22 protein-coding genes and 1 tRNA gene are annotated in these 23,879 nt (G+C 65.3%); 11 read left to right on the forward strand and 12 right to left on the reverse strand.

The features are described 5' to 3' along the window. The first annotated feature begins 2 nt into the window (after positions 1 to 2). Positions 3 to 866, forward strand: coding sequence for a DUF1194 domain-containing protein (locus tag AB7535_RS03925; protein ID WP_063984919.1), 864 nt, complete (start codon positions 3 to 5; stop codon positions 864 to 866). Positions 867 to 1,046: 180 nt separating this feature from the next. Further along, positions 1,047 to 1,679, forward strand: coding sequence for a hypothetical protein (locus AB7535_RS03930; RefSeq protein WP_071916058.1), 633 nt, complete (start codon positions 1,047 to 1,049; stop codon positions 1,677 to 1,679). Positions 1,680 to 1,711: 32 nt separating this feature from the next. On the opposite strand, the gene AB7535_RS03935 is transcribed toward AB7535_RS03930, so the two are convergent. Continuing rightward, positions 1,712 to 2,485, reverse strand: a complete 774-nt coding sequence (locus tag AB7535_RS03935) for an enoyl-CoA hydratase/isomerase family protein (RefSeq protein WP_085401329.1) — start codon at positions 2,483 to 2,485, stop codon at positions 1,712 to 1,714. A gap of 208 nt (positions 2,486 to 2,693) precedes the next feature. Between AB7535_RS03935 and AB7535_RS03940 the strand changes: the two genes are divergently transcribed. Next, the gene (locus AB7535_RS03940) at positions 2,694 to 3,077 is read left to right on the forward strand and encodes a bleomycin resistance protein (RefSeq protein ID WP_085401283.1); all 384 of its coding nucleotides are present in this window, start codon (positions 2,694 to 2,696) and stop codon (positions 3,075 to 3,077) included. Between the two features lie 30 nt (positions 3,078 to 3,107). Here the strand turns inward: AB7535_RS03940 and AB7535_RS03945 are convergent, their stop codons facing one another. Then, positions 3,108 to 4,166 carry a class I SAM-dependent methyltransferase gene (locus AB7535_RS03945; RefSeq protein WP_085401328.1) on the reverse strand — a complete coding sequence of 353 codons (1,059 nt, stop codon included), beginning with the start codon at positions 4,164 to 4,166 and terminating at the stop codon, positions 3,108 to 3,110. Between the two features lie 255 nt (positions 4,167 to 4,421). Between AB7535_RS03945 and AB7535_RS03950 the strand changes: the two genes are divergently transcribed. Then, the gene (locus AB7535_RS03950; protein ID WP_085401282.1) at positions 4,422 to 5,024 is read left to right on the forward strand and encodes a hypothetical protein; all 603 of its coding nucleotides are present in this window, start codon (positions 4,422 to 4,424) and stop codon (positions 5,022 to 5,024) included. Positions 5,025 to 5,072: 48 nt separating this feature from the next. Here AB7535_RS03950 and AB7535_RS03955 read toward each other — a convergent pair whose 3' ends face one another. Continuing rightward, positions 5,073 to 5,903, reverse strand: a complete 831-nt coding sequence (locus AB7535_RS03955; protein ID WP_071917648.1) for a GntR family transcriptional regulator — start codon at positions 5,901 to 5,903, stop codon at positions 5,073 to 5,075. 40 nt (positions 5,904 to 5,943) lie between these two features. On the opposite strand from AB7535_RS03955, the gene AB7535_RS03960 reads away from it, so the two are divergent. The 5 genes from AB7535_RS03960 to AB7535_RS03980 are packed head-to-tail and all read left to right on the forward strand — an operon-like array spanning position 5,944 to position 11,010. Beyond that, a complete protein-coding gene (locus AB7535_RS03960) occupies positions 5,944 to 7,008 on the forward strand; it encodes a hydroxymethylglutaryl-CoA lyase (RefSeq protein WP_135216535.1) in 1,065 nt (354 codons plus the stop codon). After that, complete coding sequence (locus AB7535_RS03965; protein ID WP_085401281.1) at positions 7,005 to 8,225, forward strand: CaiB/BaiF CoA transferase family protein; 1,221 nt, start codon at positions 7,005 to 7,007, stop codon at positions 8,223 to 8,225. Before AB7535_RS03960 ends, AB7535_RS03965 begins: the two co-directional genes overlap by 4 nt. Before the next feature lie 39 nt (positions 8,226 to 8,264). Continuing rightward, positions 8,265 to 9,311 carry an ABC transporter substrate-binding protein gene (locus tag AB7535_RS03970; RefSeq protein ID WP_085401280.1) on the forward strand — a complete coding sequence of 349 codons (1,047 nt, stop codon included), beginning with the start codon at positions 8,265 to 8,267 and terminating at the stop codon, positions 9,309 to 9,311. Continuing rightward, the gene (locus tag AB7535_RS03975) at positions 9,308 to 10,156 is read left to right on the forward strand and encodes an ABC transporter ATP-binding protein (protein WP_085401279.1); all 849 of its coding nucleotides are present in this window, start codon (positions 9,308 to 9,310) and stop codon (positions 10,154 to 10,156) included. Before AB7535_RS03970 ends, AB7535_RS03975 begins: the two co-directional genes overlap by 4 nt. 2 nt (positions 10,157 to 10,158) lie before the next feature. Beyond that, complete coding sequence (locus AB7535_RS03980; RefSeq protein WP_166353707.1) at positions 10,159 to 11,010, forward strand: ABC transporter permease; 852 nt, start codon at positions 10,159 to 10,161, stop codon at positions 11,008 to 11,010. Positions 11,011 to 11,050: 40 nt separating this feature from the next. On the opposite strand, the gene AB7535_RS03985 is transcribed toward AB7535_RS03980, so the two are convergent. From AB7535_RS03985 to AB7535_RS04020, 8 genes are all read right to left on the reverse strand, one after another. After that, positions 11,051 to 12,298, reverse strand: coding sequence for a class I SAM-dependent RNA methyltransferase (locus AB7535_RS03985; RefSeq protein WP_085401277.1), 1,248 nt, complete (start codon positions 12,296 to 12,298; stop codon positions 11,051 to 11,053). Continuing rightward, a complete protein-coding gene (locus tag AB7535_RS03990; protein WP_085401276.1) occupies positions 12,291 to 13,025 on the reverse strand; it encodes a TlyA family RNA methyltransferase in 735 nt (244 codons plus the stop codon). The genes AB7535_RS03985 and AB7535_RS03990 overlap by 8 nt, the downstream gene beginning before the upstream one ends. 34 nt (positions 13,026 to 13,059) lie before the next feature. Further along, positions 13,060 to 13,614, reverse strand: coding sequence for a nucleoside 2-deoxyribosyltransferase (locus AB7535_RS03995; protein WP_085401275.1), 555 nt, complete (start codon positions 13,612 to 13,614; stop codon positions 13,060 to 13,062). A gap of 37 nt (positions 13,615 to 13,651) precedes the next feature. Then, on the reverse strand, positions 13,652 to 15,580 hold the full coding sequence (gene dxs, locus AB7535_RS04000) for a 1-deoxy-D-xylulose-5-phosphate synthase (protein ID WP_028148183.1): 1,929 nt from the start codon (positions 15,578 to 15,580) through the stop codon (positions 13,652 to 13,654). 589 nt (positions 15,581 to 16,169) lie between these two features. Continuing rightward, positions 16,170 to 16,421, reverse strand: a complete 252-nt coding sequence (locus tag AB7535_RS04005; RefSeq protein WP_008132970.1) for an exodeoxyribonuclease VII small subunit — start codon at positions 16,419 to 16,421, stop codon at positions 16,170 to 16,172. A 68-nt stretch (positions 16,422 to 16,489) separates the two neighbouring features. Further along, a complete protein-coding gene (locus AB7535_RS04010) occupies positions 16,490 to 17,419 on the reverse strand; it encodes a histone deacetylase family protein (protein WP_085401274.1) in 930 nt (309 codons plus the stop codon). 135 nt (positions 17,420 to 17,554) lie between these two features. Continuing rightward, positions 17,555 to 19,210, reverse strand: a complete 1,656-nt coding sequence (locus AB7535_RS04015) for a bifunctional metallophosphatase/5'-nucleotidase (protein ID WP_085401273.1) — start codon at positions 19,208 to 19,210, stop codon at positions 17,555 to 17,557. Positions 19,211 to 19,388: 178 nt separating this feature from the next. After that, a complete protein-coding gene (locus AB7535_RS04020) occupies positions 19,389 to 20,144 on the reverse strand; it encodes an enoyl-CoA hydratase-related protein (RefSeq protein WP_028148179.1) in 756 nt (251 codons plus the stop codon). Between the two features lie 302 nt (positions 20,145 to 20,446). Here AB7535_RS04020 and AB7535_RS04025 point away from each other — a divergent pair, with 302 nt between their 5' ends. Further along, positions 20,447 to 21,682 (forward strand): MFS transporter, encoded by a 1,236-nt coding sequence (locus AB7535_RS04025; protein WP_085401272.1) that lies wholly within the window; start codon positions 20,447 to 20,449, stop codon positions 21,680 to 21,682. 6 nt (positions 21,683 to 21,688) lie between these two features. Here AB7535_RS04025 and AB7535_RS04030 read toward each other — a convergent pair whose 3' ends face one another. Then, a complete protein-coding gene (locus tag AB7535_RS04030) occupies positions 21,689 to 23,467 on the reverse strand; it encodes an acyl-CoA dehydrogenase (protein ID WP_085401271.1) in 1,779 nt (592 codons plus the stop codon). A gap of 269 nt (positions 23,468 to 23,736) precedes the next feature. Here AB7535_RS04030 and AB7535_RS04035 point away from each other — a divergent pair. Then, positions 23,737 to 23,811, forward strand: a tRNA-Gln gene (locus AB7535_RS04035). The last annotated feature ends 68 nt before the right edge of the window (positions 23,812 to 23,879 follow it).

Consider the following 23,879-nt stretch of genomic DNA (forward strand, 5'->3'; position numbering starts at 1 on the left):
CGATGCGCATGCTGTTCTCGATCGGGGCTGTGCTGGTGGCCGGCGTACTCGCCGGAGGGGATGTCGCGGGCATCGCGGCACCAGGGCCCAAATTTGAACCGAGCAAGAGTTCGCCACAACGGCTAGCGGCCGATCGGGACGCGCAGACGGTCGATGTCGAGCTGGTCCTCGCGGTCGACGTCTCCTACTCCATGGACATGGATGAACTCGCGATCCAGCGCGAAGGCTATGCGCAGGCGATCCAGTCGAAGGAATTCCTCCAGGCGCTGAAGCTCGGGCCGAATGGCCGGATCGCGGTGACTTACTTCGAATGGGCCGCTTCCAGCGATCAGAAGATCATCATCCCGTGGCGGCTGGTCGACGGACCGGAGACGGCGGACGCGGTCGCCGCCGAGATCTTGAAGACGCCGATCCGGCGCGCCTCGCGCACCTCGATCTCCGGGGCGATCACGTTCGCGATGCCGTTGTTCGACGAGGATCCCTATCGCGGCTTGCGCCGCGTGATCGACATTTCCGGTGACGGCCCCAACAACAATGGCGGCCCGGTCACGGCGGCGCGCGACGCCGCGCTCGAGAAGGGCATCGTCATCAACGGCCTGCCGATCATGGTCAAGGAGCCGTCCTATTCGACCATGGATATCGACAATCTCGACTACTATTACGAGGACTGCGTCATCGGCGGTCCCGGCTCCTTCGTCATCACGATCAAGGATCGCGACAAGTTCAAGGAAGCGATCCGCACCAAGCTCCTGATGGAGGTCGCGGGCCGCATGCCGGAGCGCCCCGTGAGGCGCGTTGCCGACAAGGAGCCACGGGTCAGCTGCTTGATCGGCGAGAAGATCTGGTCGGACCGCTGGGGGCGCTGATCCGCACCACCCCGAATGAGACCTTTTGCCCTGTCCCGCCCGCGGTCGAATTTAACCACGCGTTAACTGCTGCGTGGCCCTAATCGGCCTGCTTCCGGTTGTTTCCGGATAAAGTTCTGACTTCGCCGTCCGGCGCGCGAACAGAAGCGGGTCTGTCAGACAAATCCGCCGAGCAATCCAATGGCCATCGTCACATCGAGCACCAGCCAGATTTCGCCCGCCAACGAGCGGGTGTATCACCAGAGCAGTCTGGTGGGTGACTGGAAGGGCAATTGGGCAGGCAACAACCAGGCCGTCGGCTTCAAGGTCGTGAACATCCGCGGGGCCAGGGCCCAGATCGAGTACACCCATAACGGGCACACCGAGCGCGGTATCGGCGAGGTCAATGGTGCAACGATAAGCTACGGCAACGTCACGGTCGGCACCAAGGACGGCAAGAACCTGGTGCTCCTGTTCTCCTCGGGCGTTGGCAAGCAGAGCGCGACTTTGCAGAAACAGGCGCCGGCAGGTTCCGACAGCATCCTCATGGGAAGCTGGGGCGGCTATTCCGCCGACATCGGCAAGAGCGCGAGCTTTCGCGTGCTGGCCATCAACGGCAAGGAGGCGACGGTCAGCGTCACCACCGACGGTATCACCCGCCAGGGCACCGGCTACGTCTACAGGAACGTCATCATGTTCGGGCAGTCGCAGATATCGACCGACAACGGACAAAACGGCAAGATCATCTATCAGGTCGGCTCCAAATCCTTCACTGTGCCGGTGACGAAATATCCGCCTGCGGATTCGTCGTCCTCGGTGGACAGGACGGCCTGAACGTCAGCCTCCCTGGGCGGCCGGCGGCCCCCTCACCATTTCGGCGCCCGCTTCTCCACGAACGCCCTCAAACCCTCCTGCGCTTCGTCCGACGTCGCGACATTGCAGAAATCGTCCACTGCACTTGCGATGCTGCGCCGGTAGTCGAGATCGATCTGGCGCATGAAGGCGGCGCGGCCCATCCGCAGCACGGCGGCCGACTTGCCGGCGAATTGCGCCGCGAGCTTGATCACCTCGGCGTCGAGCTCGGCATCGGCAACGACGCGGTTCACCACGCCGAGCTCGCGCGCCTCCGCGGCGGTGAAGACGCGGCCGGTGAACAGCAGCTCGAAAGCGCGATGACGTCCGACGATGCGCGGCAGATGCGCGTAGTGGATCGCGGGAATGACGCCGACGTCGATCTCGGGATAGCCGAACGTCGCGCTCTCGGTTGCCAGCACCACGTCGCAGGACACCGCCATGGTCATGCCGCCGCCGCGCGCCGCGCCTCCGACCGCGGCGATCGATGGCTTTCCGAGCCCATACTGGGCGTCGTAAAGGTCGATATAGAGCGCCTGGAGGAATTCGCGGATCTCGGCGCCGGATTTCCCCAGCAGGATGTCGAGGTCGAGGCCGGCCGAAAAGCGCTTGGCGATCGCGCTCGCCAGCACGACAACGCGTGCTTCCGGATCGTTCGCCGCGCGACGCAGGGCCGCGACCACCGCACGGATGACTTCGAGGCTCAGTGCATTGACAGGCGGGCGGCGCAGCGTGATGCGGGCGATGTTGCCTGCGCGTTCGTAGGCGACTGGATTGTCAGATGTCACCGGGTTCTCCATGCTTTCGGGAAACGTGCGGCATCGATCGCGGTGGTGGCGCGGTTATTTCGCGTCGAGCGGCGGCAGCGGCGGGACGCTGTCGTTCGGCGCTTCCGCCTTGTTCGGCGACAGCTTACGGTGCGGCTTGGGCCGTGCAAGACCTCCAGCGCGCATGTTAGACTGCGTGCATGAGATTGCTTGCCGGATGGAGGGACCAATGACCGACGAACACCCGATGATGGCCGGCTCCGCCACCGTCTTCGTCGTGTCCGACATCACAGCCAGCCTCGCCTATTACCGCGATGTGCTCGGCTTCGAGGTCACCTTCGAATACGGTCAGCCTCCGTCCTACGCCTGCCTCTGCCGCGACGAGGTCGGCCTGCATCTGCTTGCGGCGGGGGTAACGAAGCGGTTGCCCGGGCACGGCGGCATCTGCATCTTCGTCAGGGACGTCGATCAGGTCTATGCCGAACTATCGGGACGCGGTGCCAGGCTGCTCAACCGGCCGGAGGACCGCGACTATCGTATGCGCGATTTCGACGTCGTCGACGCCGACGGCAATCAGCTCACGTTCGGTATGGGAACGGACGACGCGGCCTGACATCGCCGGCCGCGCGCGTCCGCCGTTGCATCAGATCCGGGCCTCCAGGATCAGGTTGAAGGGTGTTTCGGCGGCGCGGCGGAAGCGCGACAGGCCGCCTTCGCTGGCGACCTTGCGCAGCCTTGCCTCGCCGGCTTGAGCGCCGAGCGCGAGGCCGACCTCCTGATCGAGCGAGGCCGGCGTGCAGATCATGGTCGATGCCGCATAGTAGACCCGCCCGACAGGATTGAGATTGTCTTCGAGGCGGTCGCCTGCGAACGGCTCGACCAGCATGCAGGTGCCGTCCTTGGCCATGGTCTCGCGCACGTGGCTGATGGCGCCGACGGGATCGCCCATGTCGTGCAGGCAATCGAAGAAGCAGACGAGATCGTAGCCCTCGGCCGGATAGGTCTTCGCCGAGTGAACCGCGAAGCTGACACGATCGCCCAGCTTCGCCTCAGTGGCCGCCTTTCGTGCGGCCGCGATCGAGCCCTCGTGATAGTCGAAGCCGTAGAAGCGGGAGTTCGGGAAGGCCTCCGCCATCAGCCGGGTCGAGACGCCGTGCCCGCAGCCGACATCGGCGACCTTGGCGCCGCGCTTCAGCTTGTCTACGACGCCTTCGAGCGCGGGCAGCCACTCCTGCACCAGATGATGCATGTAGCCGGTGCGGAAGAACCGGGCGGTGCCGCAGAACAGGCACTCGCTGCGACGATTCCAGCCGACGCCCTTGCCGGACTTGAATGCGTCCGTAATTTTCGGCTCGTCGAGGAACGCCGCGGCAATGACATTGCCGACCGCGCCGAGGAAGACCGGGCTGTCCTCATCGGCGAGCGCCAACGCCTGCTCCGGCAGCATCGAGAACTTGCCGGAAGTGGAGTCGTATTCGACGTAACCAGAAGCCGCCTGGCTCGCCAGCCACTCGCGGACGTAGCGTTCGTTCGTTCCGGTGGCGCTTGCGAGTTCGGCAGAGTTCATGGGTCCCTTGGCGGCGAGGGCGCGGTAGAGGCCGAGCTTGTCGCCCAGCAGGACCAGCGATGCGTTCATCGCCGCACCGACCTCGGTGATCATCTTGCCCATAAAGGCATTCAACCTGTCGGAATCGACCTCCATGACAGCCTCCATGTTGTGTCTGGCATTTTCAAAGGTCTGCGCAATTGCGTCTTGCCGGACTGCCCCGGCCGATCAGGATCGAGGCGACGGCTCGCGTTCGCGCGTCCTCTATGTGGGTCAATCCGTCGCGCAGGAGGTTCAACACGTCGGGATAACGTAATTTTGGAACTCGATGGCGCGACCACCGGCATCGCGTCACTGGTATTCGCGTGGTCCCCGGCGTATAATTTCCGCACTTTTTTGACGGTCACCTGAATGTTCAGCCTTGCACGTTCCTGCGGTCTCGCAACTCTCTTCGTGGTGCTCTGCCTCGGCGGAGCGCCGGCTCATGCGCAAGTCGCGCCGCTGCAATATTGGATCCCGGGCGGGCCTTTCGGCTTTGGCGGCAGCGCCGGCCAGAGCTCCGATGGCTACGGCAATTTTCCGAGCTTCAAGGGTGGCGATGCCAACGCGGGCTATGATTTTCGTCCCGGTTTCTTCGTCGGAAGCGAACGCGGCAACCTAGGCCTGGGCGGACTCAGCCAGCCTGCGCCGGCCGGCAATTTCAGCGCGCTCTCCTACGATGGCACGCAGTTCGGTTACAACTACAAGACCGCGGGCGGCATGCCCGTCACGTTCTTTGCCGGGTTCGACACGCTGAAATACAATGGCGGCATCGGCAGCTCGCTCGCCCCGCTCACCTCCGGCGCCTCGCCCGGCTACGGCGCTTTCGCGGGTGTCGAGTTCAAGCCGACCCCCAACCTCAGCCTGTCGTTCGGCGCCGGTTTCACCCAGCAGCAATCGGGACGCATGGACAGCGACATCAATTCGTCAATGCTGCCCGGCGAGTCACCGGCGTTGGGCGGCTTGCGGCGTTGAGCGCTCACACGTCCGTTTCGCCGCCCGCTTGACCGCGGCCGCGTTGGCCTACGACAAGCCGGCCACCAGCGGGCGTTGCAGGTGCTTCGCCATCAGCTCTGCCGCCTCGGCGTAACGCCGCGTTTCCAGAACCTCGAGCAGGCGCAAATGCTCGCGCACGTGCCGCCGCATACCGTCGCGGTCGGCGAAGCTGCGATAGGCGAACAGGCGTCTGATTGAATTCACGCGCCGGAGCGATTCAAGAAAGAAGGGATTGCCGGCGCCGCGAATGATCTCCTCATGGAATTCGCAACCGGAAAGAAAGACCTCGCCGATCGTCATCTTCTCGAGCTCGCCTTCGAACACGCGCAGCTGGCGCTCGCGCAAGCGTGCAATCACCTCCTGCGGCAGCGCAAAGCCGGGCTGGGCGATTGCCGCAGGTTCGATCACCGCGCGAAACGCCATGGCCTTGGCGTGAGCTTCGGGGTTCGAGACCGTCTCCGCGAAGCGCCAGCCATAGCCCGGCAGGCGTGCAATCCAGCCCTCGGCAGCGATCCGGTCAAGCAGCCGCTGCAACTCGGCCCGGCTGAGGCCATAGCGGCGCATCAGCTCCGCCTCGGTGACGTCAGCCGGCAGTCGGCTTGCGAGCACGTCGCCTGCGATGGACGTATAAACCTGTTCGCTGCGCCTGACCGCCGCGAGGGCTGGCTGGGCTGCGCCGCTGGTCGGATGCTTGGCCAGCACGAACCCGCGATGTGGCTCGCCGCGCGCGAGCCCTGCCGCTTCCAGAGCCTTGAGGCCGAGCCGGATCGGCGCGCGTGAAAGATCGAGCGCATCGGCAAGCCGCTGTTCGATCAAGCGATCGCCAGCCTTCATGCCTTCGCGTCGGGCGAGCGCCATGATCAGCCCGGCGAGGTGCTCAGCGCGCTCGGAACCGCCTTTGCTTGAAGCGGGCGGTCGGGAATTGTCGGAGGCGGTCATTGCAGTGCACGCGGATTTTGAGCTTGACAGATTGTCCCACGGATTGTTCTTTTACGCAATAATATACAATCGAACCAGGGAGAGCCTGATGGCGCATGCGCCGGATGTCCTGATTTGCGAGGTCGGCCCCCGCGATGGACTGCAAAACCTGGACGTGTTCGTTCCCACCGAAGCCAAATGCGCGCTGATTGATACGATCGCCGCCGCCGGCATGCGCGAGATCGACGCGGGATCCTTCGTGCCGCCGAAGGTCGTGCCGCAATTCGCCGATGTCGATGCGGTGATGGCGCACGCGCTCGCGCACAGGACCGCGACCATCGGTGCACTTGTGCCGAACGTGAAGGGCGCCGAGCGCGCCATCGCCGCCGGTGTCGACGCCGTCTACTTCGTCATCTCCGCCAGCGAGACGCACAACCGCGCCAATGTGCGCCGCTCGATCGAAGAGCAGCTCGACGGGTTTCGCGCGGTCCGCGCCGCGATCGACGCCTCTCCGGCGGGCCGGCGGCCGCACCTGATGGGCGCGATCGCCACCTCCTTCGGCTGCTCGCTGGAGGGCGAGGTGAGCGAAGCGGCGGTGTGCCGGGTCGCGCGCGCCTTTGCCGAGGCCGGTGCCGACGAGATCGGGCTCGCCGACACCGTCGGCTACGCCACCCCGAAACTGGTCAGGCAGATCGTCGAAGCCGTCAGGCGTGAAGTCGGATTGCAGATGACGCTGCGGCTGCATCTGCACGACACGCTCGGTGCTGGCCTCGCCAATGCCGTCGCCGGCCTCGACGCCGGGATCCGGCGTTTCGACGCCGCGGTATCAGGACTTGGCGGCTGTCCGTTCGCGCCTGGTGCCCGTGGCAACATCGTCACCGAGGATCTCGTGTTCATGCTGGAACGCATGGGACTTTCGACCGGCATCGACCTCGATCGCCTGATGCAGACGCGCGAGATTCTGGCCCGCCATATCCCGGCAAAACATCTGACCGGGCACCTGCACGAGGCCGGAATTCCCAAGGTGCTGCGGAGGGCGGCATGACGGCGGCGGCGCCCGAGGCGGCAACGGAGCTCCGTCCGCTCGCCGGCCTTCGGGTCATCGAGTTCAGCCAGATGGTGATGGGGCCGAGCTGCGGCTTGATCCTCGCCGATCTCGGCGCCGACGTGATCAAGGTCGAGCCGCCCAAGGGCGACCGCACCCGCTACTTCAAGGGACCGGCTGCCGGCTTCTTCGCCACCTACAGCCGCAACAAGCGCAGCATCGCGCTGGATACGTCGACCGCGGAAGGCCAGACCATCGCGCGGCGGCTGATCGAGAGCAGCGACGTCCTGATCGAGAATTTCCGACCCGGCCTGCTGAAGCGGATCGGTCTCGACTACGAGTCGGTTGCCGCTTTTGCGCCACGCCTGATCTACTGCTCGCTCAAAGGCTATTTGCCCGGCCCCTACGAGAATCGCCTCGCGCTCGACGAGGTCGTGCAGATGATGGGCGGCCTTGCCTACATGACGGGCCTGCCGGACCGGCCGATGCGCGCCGGCGCCTCGGTCAACGACATCATGGGTGGCATGTTCGGCGTGATCGCGATCCAGGCTGCGCTGGCCGAGCGGCAGCGCACCGGCCGCGGTCGCTACATCCAGAGCGCGCTCTACGAGAACAACGTGTTCCTGATGGCGCAGGCCATGATGTGCGAGGTGGTCAGCGGCCAGCCCTCGATCCCCTATTCGATCAAGGACAGCCCCTGGCCGGTCTACGATCTCTTCGACACCAGGGACGGCTCGAAGCTGTTCGTCACCATCGTCGGTGAAGAGCAGTGGGAGGCGTTCTGCCGCGCCTTCGATCGCGAATCCTGGCTTGCCGATCCGCGCTTTGCGACGAGCAACGACCGCGTCGACCATCGCGGCTGGCTGATTCCGGAGATCGCGAAGATCTTCAAGCAATGGGACAAGGCCGATCTCGCGGCGCGCCTCGAGCAGCTCGATCTGCCCTACGCGCCGGTGAACAAGCCCGGCGATCTCTTCGACGACCCGCATCTGAACCAGTCGGGCGGGCTGACCAACATTCACCTGCCTGACGGCGGCGAGGCAAAAACGCCGCTGTTGCCGATCTCCATGGACGGCCGCCGGCTGCCCAACCGCTACGATCCGCCGCAGATCGGCGAGCAGACGCGCGAGATCCTGGGTGAGATCGGCGTTTCGTCGAGCGAAATCGAAACGCTGCGAAAGGCAGGAACCATTCGGATCGCGCCTGGGCCGTCCTGACGAACGGATCGATCAAACAAGAATCAACGGAGGAGGCACATGAACATCACCAGGCGCCAGGCGCTGATCGCGGGCTCCACATTGGCCGGCGCGTCGATGCTGCCCGGGCAGCTCCGCGCCGAGACCAAGCAGGTATCGCTCGCCTTCGGGCCGGTGTCGCCGGTCTACGCCATCGGCATGATTGCCGAGCTGAAGGGTTACTTCAGGGACGAAGGTCTCGACTCCAAGCTCGTCACCGGTAACGCCGGCACGTTCGGCCGTCAGACGCTGGCGGCGGGACAAGCCGTGTTCGCGCATGGCGATGCCAGCCACCCGCTCCAGCTCAGTGCGCGCGGCAAGCCCTGCAAGATCCTGCTCGCGACGGAGATGGTGTGCTCCTACGCCAACATCGTGGTCCGGCAGGACCTTTACGACGGCGGTATCAATTCGGTCGAGAAGCTCGCGGAGCACAAACGGCCTGACGGCGCCAAGCCGATCGTCGCGGCCACCGCGATCGGGTCGGGCACCTGGGTGTTCGGCACCTATGTGTTCGAAACGCGCGGGCTCGGCGACAGGGTGAACTGGGTCGCCGGCGGCGGGCCCAACACGATGTTTCCGTCGCTGCAGACCAAGCAGTTCGACGCAATCATGGCGCCGCCAAGCTGGATCGTCGAGGTCGAGAAGAAGGGCTTTGGCAGGACGATCTACGACACCTCCAAGCCCGGCGTATTCGAGAAGGATTTCGGCGGAACGCTGCCCGTGCTGGTGATCTACACGCTCCAGGACACGATCGAGCAGGACAAGGCGACGGTGCAGGCCTATGTGAATGCGATCCACCGCGCGATGGCTTTCGTGAAGGCGACGCCGCTCGCGGACGTGCAGGCACTGGTCACGCCGAAATATTTCTCGGGCATCGACCCCGATGCGGTCAGCGCCGAGCTCGGCTTCGACAAATCGACCTGGGCCTATGACGGCGTCATCGACAAGTCCTCGTTCGAACGCGGAGCCAAGCCCTGGTACCGCAAGGGAACGGATATTCCCGAGACGAAATACGAGGATGTCGTCGACATGAGCTTCCTCCAGGCGGCCAGAGCGAAATACAAATGATCGCCGCGCCAAGCCCGGGATTCGCGCTCGCGCGAGACGAGGTTGAGAGAGCGGAGACGCGAACCCGCATCGCGGTGCGAGGTCTCGCCAAGCGCTTCAACGCGTCGGGCCGCGAGTTCGTGGCGGTCGATGACGTTTCCTTCGAGGTCAAGCAGGGCGAGTTCGTCGCGCTGCTCGGTCCGTCCGGCTGCGGCAAGAGCACCATTCTCAACATGGTCGCGGGGCTATTGCCGCGCTCAGGCGGACGCATCCTGATCGATGAGGACATGGTTGAGACCGGTAAGGTCAACCCCAGGGTCGGCTATGTCTTCCAGCGCGACACACTGTTTCCCTGGCGAACCGTGGAGCAGAACATCGGCTATGGGCTGGAGATCGCGGGGCTGCGAAGGACCGAGCGCGCCGGGCGCGTCGCTTCGGCCGTCGAGAAGGCCGGGCTCTCCAGCTTTGCACAAAGCTTCCCCAGCACGCTGTCCGGCGGCATGCGCCAGCGCGTCGCCTTGATGCGCACGCTGATCATGGAGCCCGAGATCCTGCTGATGGACGAGCCGTTCGGCGCGCTCGACACCCACACCAAGCTCGAGATGCACAAGACGCTGCTGGAGATATGGGAACGCGAGCGGCAGACCGTGCTGTTCGTGACCCACGATCTCGGCGAGGCCTTGACCTTGGCGAGCCGCATCATCCTGCTCTCGGCGCGGCCCGGGAGGCTCAAGGAAGATTTCGACGTCGCGATCCCGCGGCCGCGCGATCCCGTGGACGTCCGCGAGACCGCCGAATTCGGCCGCCTCTACTCTCACATCTGGCATTCCCTCGGCGAAGAATTCCGCCGCACCAGGGCCGAATGATCATGTCCAACAGCCGTAGCGCCGTCCTGTTCTGGCAAGTGGCCATTCTCGTGGTGGTTCTCGTCGTCTGGCAGTGGGGCTTCGAATGGAGCAAGGCGCTGTTGCCGAAGGCCTATGTGCCGAAAATCCTCGATCCGTATTTCGTCGCCAAGCCGTCGTTGATCTGGCAGAGCTTCCTGCGGCTCGGCTGCTTTGCCGATCCCGCCGGCTTCGCCGCCTGCATCAACGGCAACGACAACAATCTGTGGCTCGCCACGCTCGTCACGCTGAAGAACACCTGGTGGGGTTTTCTTTTCGGGTCCGCGAGCGGAATCGCGGCCGGCCTGGTCCTCGGCCGTTCGGACTTCCTGGCCCGCGTGTTCGGGCCCTATGTCGTGGCGCTCAACTCGATACCGCGCATCGCGCTGGTACCGCTCGTCATCCTGATCTTCGGCCTCGGCGATCTCTCCAAGATCGCCACTGCCTGGCTCGTCGTGTTCTTCGTGGTGTTCTTCAACACCTTCGAGGGAACGCGTGCGGTCGACCGCGACCAGATCGCCGCTGCCCGTCTGCTCGGCGCCAGCGAATTCATCGTGCTGCGCACGGTCGTGATCCCTTCCGCACTGGCCTGGGTGTTCGCGTCGCTGTTGCCGGCGGTGTCTTTTGCGCTGATCGGCGTCATCGTTGGTGAGTTCATCGGCGCCGAGCGCGGGCTCGGCAAGCTCATCATCGAAGCCGAGGCGCGCGCCAATGCCAGCGAGATGATGGTCGCCATCTTCGTCATGATGTTCGTCGGAATCCTGTTGGCGATCGCGGTGCGCTCGCTGCAGTCCTACTTGCTGCGATGGCAGCCGCAATTCGAACCGTCGGCATAGCAGTCTGGAAGGGTTCGGACGGTGAGCGGCAGGTAGCGCGTCAGCGCGTGAACCGCGCCACCAATTCCACATGCGGCGTGTGGCGGAACTGATCGACCGGGACAACGGTCTCGATCCTGTAGCCGCCGTCGATGAGGAGCCGGGCGTCGCGAGTGAAGGTTGCGGCGTTGCACGACACCGCGATCACGACGGGTACCTTGCTCGCAGCGAGTTTCAGCGCCTGCGCCTGCGCGCCCTGGCGCGGCGGGTCGAACACCACGGCGTCGAAGTCGCGCAGCTCCGGCGGCACCAGCGGGCGGCGGAACAGGTCGCGCGGTTCGGCCTTGATCGGTTTCAGCCCTGGTGTGCGCGCAGCCTTCACGAGCGCGGCGACGGCGCCGGCGTCGTTGTCATAGGCGGTGACGCGCGCCTTCTCGGCGAGCCTCAAGGCAAACGGGCCGACGCCGCAGAAGAGGTCGAGAACCTCCTTGGCCTTGCCGACACGCTCGGCGACGAGCGACGCCAGCGTCTCCTCGCCCGCGACCGTTGCCTGCAGGAACGAGCCCGGCGGCAGCGTCACCTCGGCGCGGCCCATCCGTACCGTCGGCGGCAAGCGTTGCAGCACCAGTTCGCCGTGCCGCGTCAGCCGCGCCAGCCGATGCAGCTCCGCAACGCGCGAGAGCGCCGTGACCAGCGCCGTCGGCAGCGGGCCGGAGCCGCGCACGTCGACATCGAGGCCGTTGGCGGTCGCGGTGACCTGGATGTCCAGCGGCTTCGTCGCCGCCATTCTGGACATCAGGGATTCGGCAAGCGCCCAGGCGGCATCGAGCGCACCCTCGAGCCCGGGATCGAGGATCGGGCAGCGATGGATCGGGATGACGTCGTGCGAGCTCGCCGCCGAGAAGCCGACCTTGAGGACGTCATGCGTGCCGAACCGGCCGTGCAGCGTGACGCGCCGGCGCCCCGCGCCATGGGCATCGACCAGCGGCGCCACCTCGCAATCGATGCCGGCCTGCGCCAGCGTCTCGACCACGATGCCGCGCTTCCACGCGTGATAGGGCTCAGCCGCCCAGTGCTGGATGGCGCAGCCGCCGCAGACGCCGAAATGCGGACAGAACGGCTCGATGCGATCGGGGCTGGCGACATCGACCGCGAGCAGCTTGCGGCGGTCGGGATGGCTGCCGGCGACGTGGTCGACCTCGACGGTCTCGCCGCCAAGCGTGTAGGGCACATAGACGGCATCGCCCGCTGCGAGCGAGACGCCGTCGCCGCGATGGCCGACGTGATCGATCCTCACGCGCTCAACCACGGCGCGCGCCCAGGAAGAATTCGATATTGCCGTCACCGCCGGTGATCTGGGAGGGGAACACCTCGATGTCGGTGCAACCGAGCGAAGCGGCAAAGACCGCGATGTCGTCGCAGATCTCCTGATGCACGGCGGCGTCGCGGATGATGCCCTTCTTGTTGTGCTTCCTGTCAGCCTCGAATTGCGGCTTGATCAGTGCCAGTAGGCTCATCGGCGCGGCTGCCAGTGACAGCGCCACGGGCAGCACCGTCTTGAGCGAGATGAAGCTGACGTCGATGACGACGACGTCGGGCCGCGCCGGCAGCCGTTTGCCGTCATAGCTGCGGATGTCGGTCTCCTCCATCGACACGATTTTGGGATGGTCGCGCAGCGAGGGATGCAGCTGGCTGGTGCCGACATCGATGGCGAACACCAGGCTGGCGCCGTTCGCCAGCAGCACCTCGGTGAAACCGCCGGTGGAGGCGCCGACATCGAGGCAGACATGGTCCTCGATCTCGATGGGGTAGCGCTCCAGCGCGCCGGCCAGCTTGACGCCGCCGCGCGACACATAAGGATGCGCAGGCTCGGCCACGATCACCGCGTCCTCGGCGATCGTCTCCGAGGGTTTGGCGACCTGCTTGTCGTCGGCGGTGACGAGCCCGGCCTCGATCGCCGCGCGCGCCCGCGCCCGGCTCTCGAACAGGCCGCGCTCGACCAGCAGAACATCCGCACGCTTGCGGGCAGGGGACATCGGATCTCCGGAGGCGACTGAAGCGTCGAAGCGTCTATGTAGCGATCAATCGCGCGGCCGCCATCCGGACGCAAGCCTCGAACGCGGCCAGATCGTGCCAGACGTCGATCGGCATCTGCGCCGGCGTCACCAGCGGGCAGCCGTGCAGCTCCAGCGCATGGATCATCATGAGGTTGTCGACGAGGCCAAAATCCTCGACCGTCAGCCCCTGTGCATCGACCAGCCGTCCGTCCTCGGAGGTCACGTCCATGAAGCGGCCGACGCGGTCGGCATAGACGGCGCCGTCGTTGGAATAGGCCAGGCAAAACTTGCGGCGGCCGGCCATGTAGCCGAGCTCATAGACGGTGCCGGGGTCGGCGCCGGCACCGCGGAACGGGGTGAGGTTGGCGATGATGGCATCGGCTTCGTCCATCATCGCCTCGTTGCCGCAAAAGATCTGCCGCGAGGCGTCGGGCGAGGTGAGATCGATGGCGTTGTCGAGGGGATAGAGGCCGGTGAGCCCGTGCGCCGCGCAGATCGCAGCCTTTTGCCGGCCGATCTCAACCGCATCCGGCAGGAACACGTCGGGCCCTGCCAGATAGATTTTCATGAAGGTCGCGCTGGTTCGCGAAGGTCGAAGCTCGCCGTCAGGCGAGCTTGACCGTCTCGGTCTTGACGTCCTTGCCCAGCGCCTCGAACACCTTGGCGACGATGCCCTTGGCGTCGAGACCGGCACGGCCGTACATCGCGGCCGGCGTGTCGTGGTCCTGGAACACGTCGGGCAGCACCATCGAGCGGAACTTGACCATGCCGCCGTCGAGCGCGCCCTGATCGGTCAGGTACTGCGCGACATGCGAGCCGAAGCCGCCGACCGAGCCTTCCTCGATCGTGATCAGGATCTCGTGGTCGCGGGCGAGCTTGAGAACCAGCTCGGTGTCGAGCGGCTTCATGAAGCGCGCATCGGCGATCGAGGTGGAGAGGCCGTGGGCGGCGAGTTCGTCGGCCGCCTTCTCGCATTCGGCGAGGCGCGTACCGAAGGAGAGCAAGGCGATCTTGCTGCCTTGGCGAATCATGCGGCCCTTGCCGACCTCGAGCGGAACGCCGACTTCGGGCATCTCGATGCCGCGGCCTTCGCCGCGCGGATAGCGCAGCGAGCTCGGACGGTCGTCGATCGCGACCTGGGTCGCCACCATGTGCACGAGCTCGGCTTCGTCGGCTGCGGCCATGATCACCATGTTCGGCAGGCAGCCGAGATAGGCGTTGTCGAACGAGCCAGCATGCGTCGCGCCGTCGGCGCCGACGAGGCCGGCGCGGTCGATGGCGAAGCGGACGGGCAGGTTCTGGATCGCGACGTCATGCACGATCTGGTCGTAGCCGCGCTGCAGGAAGGTCGAGTAGATCGCGCAGAACGGCTTGTAGCCCTCGCTCGCAAGACCGGCGGCGAACGTCACCGCGTGCTGCTCGGCGATGCCGACGTCGAAGGTGCGGTCGGGGAAGGCCTTGTTGAAGATGTCGACGCCGGTGCCCGACGGCATCGCCGCGGTGATGGCGACGATCTTGTCGTCCTTCTGCGCTTCCTTGACGAGGCTCTGGCCGAACACGTTCTGGTAGGCCGGCGCATTCGGCTTGGCCTTGGCCTGGGTGCCGGTCGCGACGTCGAACTTGACGACCGCGTGATACTTGTCGGCGGAAGCTTCCGCCGGGCCGTAGCCCTTGCCCTTCTGGGTCACGACGTGGACCAAGATCGGGCCGGTCTCCATGTCGCGCACGTTCTTCAGCACGGGCAGCAGATGGTCGAGGTTATGACCGTCGATCGGGCCGACGTAATAGAAGCCGAGCTCCTCGAACAGCGTGCCGCCGTCCATCATGAAGCCGCGCGAATATTCCTCGACGCGGTTGGCGCGGTTGGCGATGATCTTGGGCAGGCGCTTGTTGATCTGCTTGGCCGCATCGCGCAGCGTGCGATAGGTCTTGCCGGAGTAGAGGCGCGACAGATAGGCGCTCATGGCGCCGACCGGCGGCGCGATCGACATGTCGTTGTCGTTGAGGATCACGATCAGGCGCGAGTTCATGGCGCCGGCGTTGTTCATGGCTTCATAGGCCATGCCGGCTGACATCGCGCCGTCACCGATGACGGCGATAACGTTGTTCTTGCCGCCGGAAAGGTCGCGCGCGACCGCCATGCCGAGGCCGGCGGAAATCGAGGTCGAGGAATGCGCCGCGCCGAACGGATCGTAATCGCTCTCGCTGCGCTTGGTGAAGCCGGACAGGCCGCCGCCGGTGCGCAGCGTGCGGATGCGGTCGCGCCGGCCGGTGAGGATCTTGTGCGGATAGGCCTGATGGCCGACGTCCCAGATCAGCCGGTCGCGCGGCGTGTCGAAGACATAATGGATCGCGGTGGTGAGCTCGACCACGCCGAGGCCGGCGCCGAAGTGACCGCCGGTCACCGAGACGGCATCGATGGTCTCTTGCCGCAGCTCGTCGGCGACCTGGCGAACCTGCTCGATCTTGAGCTTGCGCAGGTCATCCGGCGTATGGATGGTGTCGAGAAGCGGCGTTTTACTGTATGCGTTCACGGCGATTTCCAATTTGTCAGCGCCGGAAGATCGTTCCGGTGCGCGATGGGTTTGCACAATATCGGCGCAGCGCGAGTCCTTAAACCGTCGGAGCCACCTGCATGGGGCAGGGCCCCGTCTTCAAGCTTAGGTGAGCCTAGGTGCGCTCCGGTTCAGTCCCTGTGATCCCTGTCACTTAGATCGGCTTCGTCCGTCCCAGCCAATTTCATTAGCAGTTTGAAGCGCTTGTCGTCGGTAATTTGTGCCCACGCAAGGCTTGCAAAAAGCCACACTCCGCGCAGCTTTACACCAAAGCTTGGGCCAAAGCCAACCCGCAGGGTCGTTTAGGGGTATGCACCTGCAACCCGCGGGCCAGCTTGGTTAATCTTGGCGCCGGCGGATGGGTTCCAGTCTTGCCCGGTTCCTCGCCTGCATTTTGGGCGAGAGGAAGGCCGTTTTGGCCAGATTCGCGAGCCCGAGAGGCCCTGGCCGGGGGAACTCTTCGATGTCAGTGCCTGGCCGCCGAGGGCTGTAAGCCCAAACAGCGGCGTGCGATCATGAAAAACTGCAGATGGCCGATGCTTGAGGCGGGCGGCTTGAAACGGGGACCTTACTGCACGTCGAGCGGTGCGGTGCCGGTGGCCTGGCCGCTGGCATCGGTGGTGATCTTGTCGACGCGTGCCTCGGCTTGGCGCAGCAATTCCTCGCAGCGGCGCTTCAGCGCCTCGCCGCGCTCGTAGATCGTCACGGATTCCTCGAGCGGCACCTTGCCGTCCTCGAGCCGCTTCACGATGGTTTCGAGCTCCTCGATGGCGCGTTCGAAGGTGAGCCTGGAGACGTCGACTTGGGTATTTTCGGCCATATCCGTTTCCGATTGCCCGCTTCACGTGAGAAAAAGCGCAGTTTTGCGGGCGTAATGTGGCGGGTGCGTCAAGCGCCCATCAGGGCGCCGACATGCGCCGTAACAGATTCTTTCAATCCTTGCAGGTCATAGCCGCCCTCGAGCACCGAAACAATGCGGCCCCCTGCGGACTTGTCGGCAAGGTCCATCAGCTTGCGCGTGACCCACGTGTAGTCCTCCGCGCGCAAATTCAGCGAGGCCAGCGGATCGCGGTAATGCGCATCGAAGCCCGCGGAGATGACGAGAAGCTCGGGGCTGAATTTTTCGAGGCGCGGCAGGATCAGTTGCTCGAACGCGGCGCGGAATTCTGGTCCGCCGTCTTCGGAAGCGAGCGGCGCATTGACGATGGTGTCGTGGTCGCCGCGCTCGCCCTTCGCGCCGGTACCCGGAAACAGCGGCATCTGATGCGTCGAGCAGTACATCACGGTCTGATCGGACCAGAAGATGTCCTGCGTGCCGTTGCCGTGATGCACGTCGAAATCGACGATGGCGGCGCGCTGGATGCCGTATTTGCGCTGCGCATGACGCGCCGCGATCGCGGCATTGTCGAAGAAGCAGAAGCCCATCGGCTTGCCGATCTCGGCGTGATGTCCGGGCGGGCGCACCGCGACGAAGGCGTTGCGATGCTCGCCATTCATCACCGCTTCGGTCGCAGCCACCGCGCCGCCGACGCCGCGCATCACCGCTTCCCACGTGCCTGGTGACATCGAGGTGTCGCCGTCGATATAGACCTGACCGCTGGTCGGCGCGATGTGGCGCAGCTCGGTGACGTAGTGCTCGTTGTGGCAGAGCGTCACGAGATCGAGATCGCCTTCCGGTGCCAGGTCGCGCGCCAGGAACTGGAAGCGCTCCTGCGACAGCGCTTCCTCCACCGCCCGCAGGCGGTCGGGCCTTTCAGGATGTCCCGGGGGCGTGACGTGGTCGAGGCAGGCCTTGTGGGAGAGGAGAAGCGTGCTCATCAGGTCGGCCTCACAGGGAACGGGCTCTTGACGTCGCTTGGCGCATCCCGAGCCAAAACGCAAATGCAAAAAGCAATCTAAGCGCTTGGGCGGGAATGGCAAAGGGTGGTTCCGGACAAGTCCGTTTGATCCGGATCAATTCACGCGCAGGATGCGGGTGGGCGGCAGCGGACCGATCGGTCCGTGTGCCCTGAAGAAGGCGAACAGCGCGTCCGCGTCGTAGCCGCCATATTGCTGTGCTGTGCCTTGTTTGGCGGCCGTAAAACCGTCGCCGCCGACGGCGAGGTAATCGTTGACGGTGACGCGGTAGCCGCTTCCAGGCTCGATCGGCTTGCCGTTGAGCGTCATCTTCTCAAGGCTGATTCGCTCGCCGAACGGTTTCGTCGCATCCCAAGTGTAGCTGAACCCGTTCGAGACCTGGAGAATCCGCGGGCGCTTCGGATCGAGCCATTGCTGCTCCAGCATGTCCTTGAGCTGGCTGCCCGTGAGCGTCATCGTAACGAGGCGATTGCGGAACGGCTGGCTCGCGAACAGTTCGCCGAACGACACAGCGCCGTTCTCCTTCGGAACAATGTCGGTGCGGATGCCGCCGGGATTGGTGAGCGCGATGACAGCGCTGCCATCCTTGGCGTCCTTCGTCGCGGCGAGCTGCGCGTCCGCGATGACGTCGCCGAGCGCGCTCTCGCCGGCCTCGTTCGGCACGCGCGACAGCGTCTGCGTCACCGATCCGGCCGGGCGATTCGCAATCGGTGCCGACAGCTTGTCATAGGCTTCGATCAACGCGGTCTGTTCGGGATCCTTCGCCAGCGAGGCATTGGCGACGATGACGTTCTCGGCTTTGGCGCTGACGATGTCGCGGGTTACAGGATCGAGCTTGAGGTCTATCGCGGTGACCAGCGTGCCGTATTTGTCGCCGCTGGTGACGAGCCGCCCGTCGATGTCGCAGACATAGGCGCGGTGGGTGTGGCCGCTGACGACGACGTCGACGGCGCGGTCGAATTTCTTGACGATGTCGACGATCGGCCCCGTAATGGCGGGGCATTCATTGTAGTCGCCTGAGGGCTCACCGCCCTGGTGGATCAGCACCACGATTGCCTCGACGCCGCGCGCCTTCAGCTGCGGCACCAGCGCGTTCACCGTCTCGGCCTCGTCGCGGAATTCGAGCCCGGCAATGCCTGAGGGCGAGACGATGCCCGCGGTCTCCTTCAAGGTCAGTCCGATGAAGGCGACGGGGATGCCCTCGAACTCCCTGATCTCGTAGGGCGGCAGTACGCTCTTGCCGGTCGCGGTCTCGATGGTGGAAGCCGCGAGATAATGGAACTTGGCGCCCGTGAAGGGATGCGGCCCCTGGCAGCCGTCGACCGGATGACAGCCGCCGTTCTGCATCCGCAAGAGCTCGGTCTTGCCCTCGTCGAACTCGTGATTGCCGACCGAGGTGATCGCAAGCCCCATCATCGAGAGCGCCTCGACCGAGGGCTCGTCGTGAAACATTGCCGACAGGAACGGGCTCGCGCCGATCAGGTCGCCGGCGGCAACGAAGATCGTGTTTGTATGCCCCTCGCGCAGCTGCTTGACCAGCGTCGCCATGTACTCCGCGCCGCCGGCCACGACCATGACCTTCTTGCTTTTGTCTTCGGGATCATTGATCCGGATGCCGCCCGGCGGCGGACGCAGATTGCCGTGGAAATCGTTGATGGCGAGAATGCGCAGCTCGACCGGCGCCGCGGTTTGGGCCGAGGCGGGGAGGGCGATGGCGAGGGCGGCAAGGAGGAATAGGAAGGCGTATCGCATGGAACAAGTTTAGTCGTTCCCCGCGAAGATTTCACGAACGTTCTCGCTGTCATTCCGGGGCGCGCGTAGCGCGAGCCCGAAATCCATTCATCCACCAACTCTGCCGCACGATGGATTCCGGGCTCGCGACTTCGTCGCGCCCCGGAATGACGACCATTGGCTGGGCGCCGGCCGCCCCCTACCTCTTCTTCCGGTTTGCAAACGCCTTGAACGCGGCAATCGCCTCGTCCGACTTCAACCGCTCGCCGAACAGATGGGCCTCCTGGTCGATGCGGCGGGTGAGCTCCTCGGGCGCGGCGCGCAGCAGCTTGCGCGAGGCCGCGACCGCCTCGGCCGGCAGCCGGCAGATATCGCGCGCCACCTTGCGCGCCTCGACCTCGGTATGTCCCGGCGAGACCACGGTGTTGACGAAGCCTGCCGCGTGCGCCTCCGCGGCGGTGAAAGTCCGCCCCATCACCAGCATCGCGAAGGCGCGCTGGTAGCCCATCGTGTTCGGCATCAGGAGGCTGGCCGCGCCGACCGGAACGAGCCCGAGATGGATATAGGGCGCGGAGAAGGTCGCGGCGTTCGAGGCGAGCACATAGTCGCAATGAAACAGCATCACGGTGCCCATGCCGATCGAGGCGCCATCGACGGCCGCGATGATCGGCTTGACGTTGAGGGCGAGCGAATAGAGAAATTTTGCGCCGTCCGACAGCGTCTCGGAATTCGGTTCGGCCTGCATGAAGTCGTCGATGTCGTCGCCGGCGGTGAATACGCCGGAGCCGCCGGTGATGATCATGCAGCGGATGTCGGGATTGTTCTGCGCGGTGTCGATCGCGCGGCTCATCTCGCGATACATGTCCTGCGTGATCGCGTTCTTCTTGCTCGGGCGGCGCAGGGTGATGACGCGTGTTCCGCGCTCTTCGGTGACGACGATGTTGCCATTCGGCATGAGAGCCCCCTGCGGTCGCCGCGACGCTTGCCTTGGCGAGTCTCGCAAGCCTCAGCCTACATCATCTTGCAGGCGTGCCAATCCGCCCGCTCGACCTTTTCGAGAACGTCCCCGTGAGTTCGCCGCATGGCGCGCTGTCGTTTTTCTGATCGGGAACCGCACCGCACCGGATCATGCCGGTTGTATTGCTTCGCACATGCAGTTGCGCATTGCAACAAATGGCTACAATGTTTCATTTGAAAAACCGGGGGTTGTAGGGCACGATTGCCCAATGCCGGTTCCTTTGGCCGATTGTTCGTTTGATGATTGCCGCAACGGGCGTTGACGAATCCTCGCTGCGTTATCGCGGCTGGCGCGTCGTGCTGGCCTGTTTCCTGATGGCCTTCTTCATGTTCGGCTTCGGCCTCTATGGCCAGGGCGTCTATCTCGCCGAGCTCCAGCGCGCCCATGGCTGGCCGGGCACGCTGGTCTCCGCGGCGAGCACCTTCTCGTTTCTCCTCACCTCCGTGCTCGTCATCTTCACCGACGATCTGCTCGCCCGCATCGGGCTGCGCGCGCTGATCCTGAGCGGCCTGTCGGCGCTCGGCGCTTCGACCGTGCTGCTGGCGCTGATGCAGACGCCCTGGCAGCTTTATCTCGCCTATGCGCTGATGTCGGTCGGCTGGACCGGCATGGGCACCGTGGTGATCGCCACCGTGCTGAACGCCTGGTTCGAACGGCGCCGCGGGCTCGCGCTCAGCCTCGCCTTCAACGGCGCGACCTGCGGCGGCATCGTCCTCGTTCCGCTGTTGTTGTCGCTGACCGGCAGCATCGGCTTCCAGTCCGCCATGCTTGCCGCCACGATGGCGATGGTGGTGCTGGTGCTGCCGGTGGTCGTCATCTTCATCGGCTGGCCGACGCAGATATCGCCGGCATCGGGCGGCCGCTCGTCCGCTGGCATGGCCGCGCCGGCCCATTCCCGCAAGACGCTGCTCGCCAACGCGGCGTTCTGGACCATGGTGCTGCCGATCGCGATCGCGCTGCTGGCACAGATGGGATTCATCATCCACCAGGTGACGTTCCTCGAGCCGCTGATCGGGCGTTATGCCGCAGGCCTTGCGGTCACCATCATGGCGGCGATGGCGGTGGTCGGCCGCCTGTCGCTCGGCCTGTTCGTCGACCGGCTCGATCCGCGGCTCGCCTGTGCGGCGTCGATGACGAGCCAGGCGGTGGCGCTGTTCGTGCTTCTCCAAAGCACGAACCCGACCGTGCTGCTCGTCTGCTGCGCCGTCTACGGCTTCTCGATCGGCAACATGATCACGTTCCCACCCTTGATCATCCAGCGCGAGATCGGTGCTGCCGCCTTTGCCGCCGCAATGGGATTGGGCACGTCGATCAGCGGCGTCGTCAGCGCCTTCGGCCCCGGCATCATCGGCCTCGTGCGGAGTTTCACCGGCAACTACACGAGCGCGTTTGCGATCTGTGTGATGCTCGATCTCGTGGCGGCTGGAATCGTGCTGTGGCGGCCGGGCCGACGCGCGAAGCTTGCGGCGTCGTAGCCACCCTTACCCCAACAACACCGCATCCGCCGCCGCGACCGACTCCGCGCTCTCCGTCACCGTGCGCTCCAGCGCGCCGGCCTGCACCGTGATGTTCTCGGCGAAGAAGCGCGCGAGCGAGACGTAGCGCGCGGCGTCGGTGTTGCCGTCGGACTTGGCGGCGAGCGCCTCGGAGGCCAGCATGCAACCGCCGAGCGTCGAGCCGAACTGCTGGAGGTACGGCGTCGCGCCGGCGAGCGCCTCGTTCGGCGCGGAGGTCACGCGCTCCAGCAGCCACTTGCTGGTGCGCGTCAGCGCCTCCAGCGCCTCGCGCAGCTTGATACCTGTGGTGCCGAAAGCGGGATCGTTGGAGGCTTCGACCTGCTTCACGGTTGCCGAGAGCTCGTCGAGCAGCGCCCACACCGCAGCGCCGCCATTGGCCGCGAGCTTGCGGGTGACGAGATCGATCGCCTGGATGCCGTTGGTGCCCTCGTAGATCGCGGTGATGCGCGCATCGCGGTAGTGCTGCGCGGCGCCGGTCTCCTCAATGAAGCCCATGCCGCCGTGCACCTGCACGCCGAGATAGGCGACCTCGTTGCCGATATCGGTGGAATAGCCCTTGGCCATCGGCGTCAGCAGCGCCGCGCGTGCGGCGGCGTCCGCGCGGACCTTCGGATCCCTGGCGCGCGTGGAGACGTCGATCGCGACCGCGGTCGCATAGCAGATGGTGCGTGCGGCCGCGGTCTGCGCCCGCATCCGCATCAGCATGCGCTTGACGTCGGGATGCACGAAGATCGCGTCCGAACCGTCACCCGTCTTGCCGATGGCGCGGCCCTGCTTGCGCTCCTGCGCATAGGCCAGCGCCTGCTGGTAGGCGCGATCGGCGACGCCGACGCCCTCCAGCCCGACGCCGAGGCGGGCCTGGTTCATCATCGTGAACATGCAGCGCATGCCCTGGTTCTCTTCGCCGACGAGGAAGCCGATCGCGCCGCCATGATCGCCCATGGTCATGGTACAGGTCGGGGAAGCATGCATGCCGAGCTTGTGCTCGACGCCCGACGCATAGATGTCATTGCGCGCGCCGAGCGAGCCGTCGGCATTGACCATGAACTTCGGCACAAGGAACAGCGAGATCCCCTTGGTGCCGGCGGGCGCATCGGGCAGGCGCGCCAGCACGAAATGCACGATATTGTCGGTCATGTCGTGCTCGCCATAGGTGATGAATATCTTCGTCCCCTTAATGCGATAGGTGCCGTCGGCCTGCCGCTCGGCGCGGGTACGCAGCGCGCCGACGTCGGAGCCGGCCTGCGACTCGGTCAGCTGCATCGTGCCGGTCCATTCGCCGGAGACGAGCTTTTCCAGATAGATCTTTTTCAGCTCGTCGCTGCCATGCGCATCCAGCGCCTCCATTGCTGACGCCGTGAGCAGCGGGCAGAGGCCGAAGGCGACGTTGGAGGCGCTCCAGATCTCGGTACAGGCGGCGTTGATCGCGATCGGCAGGCCCTGGCCGCCGAAATCCTCGGGGCCGGAGACCGCGTTCCAGCCGCCCTCGGTCCAGCGCTTGTAGGCGTCCGGCCAGCCCGGCGCAGTCGTGACCTTGCCATCGCTGAGCTTGATGCCGTGCTCGTCGCCGACCTGGTTGAGCGGCGCCAGCACGTCGGTTGCGAACTTGCCGGCTTCCTCCAGCACGGCGCTCACGATGTCGCCGTCGAAATCGCCGTAATGGCCGGCCTCCACGGCAGCCTTGAGGCCGGCGCCATGGTTGAGCGACAGCAGCATGTCTGAGATCGGCGCGCGGTAGGTCATGGCTCACTCCCGTGGACAGGTATTGGCGCCGTATTCCCATGAAACGGGGGAGGTCTCAACTGCCCGAACGCCGGGACTGCGCCGGCCCGGAACGGCGCCGCCGCCGGGCTAATAATAAAGGGTGGCACGGCCAGCGCCGGCCCCGGTCCTGGACCTCAGGTATTTTGCCCTTCCAGGCGGTTGAAATGCCGCGCCGCTCCCTATAGACCGGCTGCGACCAGCGGGAATCTGCGGTAGCCGGTTCTTCCGCCCATTCCCTGGTCGCCTGTTGGGGCGTAGCCAAGCGGTAAGGCAGCGGATTTTGATTCCGCCATTCGGAGGTTCGATCCCTCCCGCCCCAGCCAATTGATATTGCTTACCAAATCGACGTCATCGTTGCCCCATTTGGAGAGCGGATGGCGCTGTCCGCTGG

This window comes from Bradyrhizobium sp. 956_D2_N1_4, assembly GCF_052076025.1.
Taxonomy (GTDB): Bacteria; Pseudomonadota; Alphaproteobacteria; order Rhizobiales; family Xanthobacteraceae; genus Bradyrhizobium; species Bradyrhizobium barranii.

Coding starts and splice junctions, on each gene's coding strand:
- AB7535_RS04020 (WP_028148179.1), bottom strand. CDS start 20,144: ATGCCGAATGGCAACATCGTCGTCACCGAAGAGCGCGGAACACGCGTC.
- AB7535_RS03965 (WP_085401281.1), top strand. CDS start 7,005: ATGACGGCGGCGGCGCCCGAGGCGGCAACGGAGCTCCGTCCGCTCGCC.
- AB7535_RS03955 (WP_071917648.1), bottom strand. CDS start 5,903: ATGGCGCTCGCCCGACGCGAAGGCATGAAGGCTGGCGATCGCTTGATC.
- AB7535_RS03975 (WP_085401279.1), top strand. CDS start 9,308: ATGATCGCCGCGCCAAGCCCGGGATTCGCGCTCGCGCGAGACGAGGTT.
- AB7535_RS04010 (WP_085401274.1), bottom strand. CDS start 17,419: ATGAGCACGCTTCTCCTCTCCCACAAGGCCTGCCTCGACCACGTCACG.
- AB7535_RS03980 (WP_166353707.1), top strand. CDS start 10,159: ATGTCCAACAGCCGTAGCGCCGTCCTGTTCTGGCAAGTGGCCATTCTC.
- AB7535_RS04015 (WP_085401273.1), bottom strand. CDS start 19,210: ATGCGATACGCCTTCCTATTCCTCCTTGCCGCCCTCGCCATCGCCCTC.
- AB7535_RS03930 (WP_071916058.1), top strand. CDS start 1,047: ATGGCCATCGTCACATCGAGCACCAGCCAGATTTCGCCCGCCAACGAG.
- AB7535_RS04030 (WP_085401271.1), bottom strand. CDS start 23,467: ATGACCTACCGCGCGCCGATCTCAGACATGCTGCTGTCGCTCAACCAT.
- AB7535_RS04025 (WP_085401272.1), top strand. CDS start 20,447: ATGATTGCCGCAACGGGCGTTGACGAATCCTCGCTGCGTTATCGCGGC.
- AB7535_RS03995 (WP_085401275.1), bottom strand. CDS start 13,614: ATGAAAATCTATCTGGCAGGGCCCGACGTGTTCCTGCCGGATGCGGTT.
- AB7535_RS03950 (WP_085401282.1), top strand. CDS start 4,422: ATGTTCAGCCTTGCACGTTCCTGCGGTCTCGCAACTCTCTTCGTGGTG.
- AB7535_RS03990 (WP_085401276.1), bottom strand. CDS start 13,025: ATGTCCCCTGCCCGCAAGCGTGCGGATGTTCTGCTGGTCGAGCGCGGC.
- AB7535_RS03925 (WP_063984919.1), top strand. CDS start 3: ATGCGCATGCTGTTCTCGATCGGGGCTGTGCTGGTGGCCGGCGTACTC.
- AB7535_RS03940 (WP_085401283.1), top strand. CDS start 2,694: ATGACCGACGAACACCCGATGATGGCCGGCTCCGCCACCGTCTTCGTC.
- AB7535_RS03945 (WP_085401328.1), bottom strand. CDS start 4,166: ATGGAGGTCGATTCCGACAGGTTGAATGCCTTTATGGGCAAGATGATC.
- AB7535_RS03970 (WP_085401280.1), top strand. CDS start 8,265: ATGAACATCACCAGGCGCCAGGCGCTGATCGCGGGCTCCACATTGGCC.
- AB7535_RS04005 (WP_008132970.1), bottom strand. CDS start 16,421: ATGGCCGAAAATACCCAAGTCGACGTCTCCAGGCTCACCTTCGAACGC.